The organism is Streptomyces sp. NPDC002130 (genome assembly GCF_040296465.1).
Lineage (GTDB): Bacteria > Actinomycetota > Actinomycetes > Streptomycetales > Streptomycetaceae > Streptomyces.
The window spans coordinates 1-2,680 of record NZ_JBEOXI010000522.1; the positions used below are offsets into that span (position 1 = coordinate 1).

A 2,680-nucleotide genomic window follows, 5' to 3' on the forward strand; every position below is an offset into this window, starting at 1 on the left:
ACCCAGGTGGGGGCGTCCGCGGCCACGACCCGGCCGACTACGCGCGCGTGCTGCGCGACTTCGCCGACGACCCGCAGCTGGTGCCCCGGCTGGGCGACCAGGCGGCCCGCCACGCCCAGTCCTTCGGCTGGGACACGGCGGCCGCCGCCACGGCCGACGTCTACACGGCCGCGATGCAGGCACACCGCCGTCGCGTACGCTCGCTGCATGGGTGAAACCGATCAGGAACAGCGCGCGGCCCAGGTCATCGAGTCAGTGCTCAAGGACGCCGACCTGGAGTGGGAGAGCCCCCGGCCCGGCACGTACGTCGCGCAGCTCCCCGGCACCCGCAAGCTGAAGACGACGCTCTCCCTGCTCGTCGGCCGCCACTCCCTGTCGCTGAACGCCTTCGTCATCCGCCACCCCGACGAGAACGAGCAGGGCGTCCACCGCTGGCTCCTGGAACGCAACCTCAAGCTCTACGGCGTGAGTTACGCCGTCGACCGGCACGGCGACGTCTACGTCACCGGCCGCCTCGCCCTGTCCGCCGTCACCGCCGACGAGCTCGACCGTCTGCTCGGCCAGGTCCTGGAGGCCTCCGACGGCGCCTTCAACACCCTGCTGGAGCTGGGCTTCGCCTCGGCGATCCGCAAGGAGTACGAGTGGCGGGTGTCGCGGGGGGAGTCCACGCGCAACCTGGACGCGTTCGCGCACCTGACCCAGCGCCCCGAGCGCTAACCGGCCCGGTAACGCCCCGGCGGTACCCCCACCAGCTTCCGGAAGTGCCGGGTGAGGTGCGACTGGTCGTAGAACCCGGCCGCCACCGCCACATCGCCCGGTGAGCGCCCCTCCAGGAGCAGCCGCCGGGCGCGCCCCACGCGCAGGGACGTCAGATACTGGTGCGGGGCGATGCCGTAGGCCGCGCTGAACGCCCGTACCAGATGGGCGGGATGTGCGCCGAGCAGCCCCGCGGCCTCGCGCAGGACGACGCCCTCGACGATCCGCTCGTCGAGCAACTCGCGCAGCCGCCGGGCGAGCACGGGATCGGCCGGCCGAGCGACAGCGGACTCGTCGCGCAGATGCCCGCGCAACCGCTCCCCGACGAACAACAGCCTGCTCTCGGCCTCCAGTTCCTCACCGGGCCGCCCCAGCGCGCCGTGCACCTGGCCCACCCGCCGCCGCAGCAGCGGATCGCGCAGATCGGGCCGGTCGACGGCGGCCCCGATGAACTCGTCCCCGAGGTACGTCCCGTCGAGGTACAGCACCCGCTTGCGGAAGCCCTCGGAGGTGACGGGGGAGCCGTTGTGCGGCACATGCGGCGGCAGCAGCGTCACGGTGTCGTGCGGGGTGCCGTGCTCGTGCCGGTCGAGGTCGTACCGCACGGCGCCGGTGTCGACGATCAGCAGCGTCCAGGAGTCGTGGACGTGCATCGGATACGCGTACTCGGTGAACCGCGCGTGGAAGACCTCGACGACACCTTCGACGGCGGGCCGCCAGGCGGAGACGATCCGGGAGGACTCGGAGGCCATGCAAAGAACGTACAAGACCCCGGCGGAGGCCGGCGGGCACGCTCGGAGCATGGACACCGAACCCTCCCCGGAGCCGATCCGCTTCGACACGAAGATCGCCGTGCTGCTGCGCGCGGACCTGGAACCCTGGCAGCGCCTCAACGTGACATCGTTCCTGGTCAGCGGCCTCGGAACGCAGATTCCCGAGGTGATCGGCGAACCGTACGCGGACGCGGACGGCGTGCCCTACCTCCCCATGTTCCGCCAGCCGGTCATGGTCTTCGAGGCCACCAAGGAAACCCTGACCACCGCCCACACCCGTGCCCTCTCCCGCGCCCTGCCCCGCGCGATCTTCACCTCAGACCTCTTCGCCACGGGCAACGACCGCGACAACCGCGCCGCCGTGCGGGTCGTGCCGACCGCGCAACTGGACCTCGTGGGGCTCGCGGTCCACGGCCCGAAGAACGCGGTGGACAAGGTGGTGAAGGGGGCGCGGATGCACCCGTGAGCCGGGGAGGCGGGCCCGCGGGGCCGGCGGGCGACCAAAGTCGCGGGCGCGTAGACCAACGGCTGACGACAGGGCGGACGGCTGCCGAAGAGACTGGCCGTATGGAGGAAGCAAGGAACGTTCCCATGCGGAAGAGCCCCCGCTCGCAGGCGGGCAGGGCGACGGAACTCGCCGAACCGGCCTGGGCCATCGTGCTCTTCTGCGTCGCCTGCGGTGCCGTGGCCGGCGCCGTGCTCCCGCTCCTCGCACGCCTGCTGCTCGCCCTGCCGTGGGCACCGCTCGAAGGCCCGGCCGAACTGCTCACATCGGTCCCGGAACCCGCCCTCACCCTCGGTACGACCGCGGTGGGCGTGCTCGGCGGCCTGCTGCTCGGCTTCACGGCGGCGCACGAGTCGCTGTCCGTCCGCGTCCGCGACACCCACGTGACCCTGACCGTCCGGGACAGCGTCCAGGACTTCACCCGCGACGAGATCTCCGTGTTTTTCCGGGACGGCAAGCAGCTCGTCCTGCTCGGCCCGGACAGCCTCGAACTGGCGCGGGAGCACTGCGGCCTGAACTGGCGGCGCCTCGCGGACGCCCTCACCGCACACGGCTACCCATGGGCGGAGGCTGACCACCGAGTTGCGCAGTGCCCTCGGTGAGCACGGTTCCCAACTGGGGCAGCTGCGACGGACGGTGAGCGATC

General features: G+C 71.9%; 4 protein-coding genes and 1 pseudogene. 4 read left to right on the plus strand and 1 reads right to left on the minus strand.

What is annotated here, in order from left to right; translation table 11 throughout:
- Both ABT116_RS42155 and ABT116_RS42160 read left to right on the plus strand, forming a co-directional pair.
- Nucleotides 1–215: pseudogene (locus ABT116_RS42155) on the plus strand (D-inositol-3-phosphate glycosyltransferase); the annotation flags it as partial.
- Nucleotides 208–717, plus strand: a complete 510-nt coding sequence (locus tag ABT116_RS42160) for a type III secretion system chaperone family protein (RefSeq protein WP_351645718.1) — start codon at nt 208–210, stop codon at nt 715–717. The pseudogene ABT116_RS42155 and the gene ABT116_RS42160, both read left to right, overlap by 8 nt.
- On the opposite strand, the gene ABT116_RS42165 is transcribed toward ABT116_RS42160, so the two are convergent.
- Complete coding sequence (locus tag ABT116_RS42165; RefSeq protein WP_351645721.1) at nt 714–1,508, minus strand: helix-turn-helix transcriptional regulator; 795 nt, start codon at nt 1,506–1,508, stop codon at nt 714–716. The genes ABT116_RS42160 and ABT116_RS42165 overlap by 4 nt on opposite strands.
- Before the next feature lie 49 nt (nt 1,509–1,557).
- On the opposite strand from ABT116_RS42165, the gene ABT116_RS42170 reads away from it, so the two are divergent.
- Nucleotides 1,558–1,995, plus strand: coding sequence for a DUF2000 family protein (locus ABT116_RS42170; RefSeq protein ID WP_351645723.1), 438 nt, complete (start codon nt 1,558–1,560; stop codon nt 1,993–1,995).
- A 125-nt stretch (nt 1,996–2,120) separates the two neighbouring features.
- Nucleotides 2,121–2,636 carry a YqeB family protein gene (locus tag ABT116_RS42175; protein WP_351645726.1) on the plus strand — a complete coding sequence of 172 codons (516 nt, stop codon included), beginning with the start codon at nt 2,121–2,123 and terminating at the stop codon, nt 2,634–2,636.
- Nucleotides 2,637–2,680: the final 44 nt, after the last annotated feature.

Bases quoted from the DNA above. Each gene is read 5' to 3' on its own strand.
- ABT116_RS42170 (WP_351645723.1), top strand. From the start codon at position 1,558: ATGGACACCGAACCCTCCCCGGAGCCGATCCGCTTCGACACGAAGATC.
- ABT116_RS42175 (WP_351645726.1), top strand. From the start codon at position 2,121: ATGCGGAAGAGCCCCCGCTCGCAGGCGGGCAGGGCGACGGAACTCGCC.
- ABT116_RS42160 (WP_351645718.1), top strand. From the start codon at position 208: ATGGGTGAAACCGATCAGGAACAGCGCGCGGCCCAGGTCATCGAGTCA.
- ABT116_RS42165 (WP_351645721.1), bottom strand. From the start codon at position 1,508: ATGGCCTCCGAGTCCTCCCGGATCGTCTCCGCCTGGCGGCCCGCCGTC.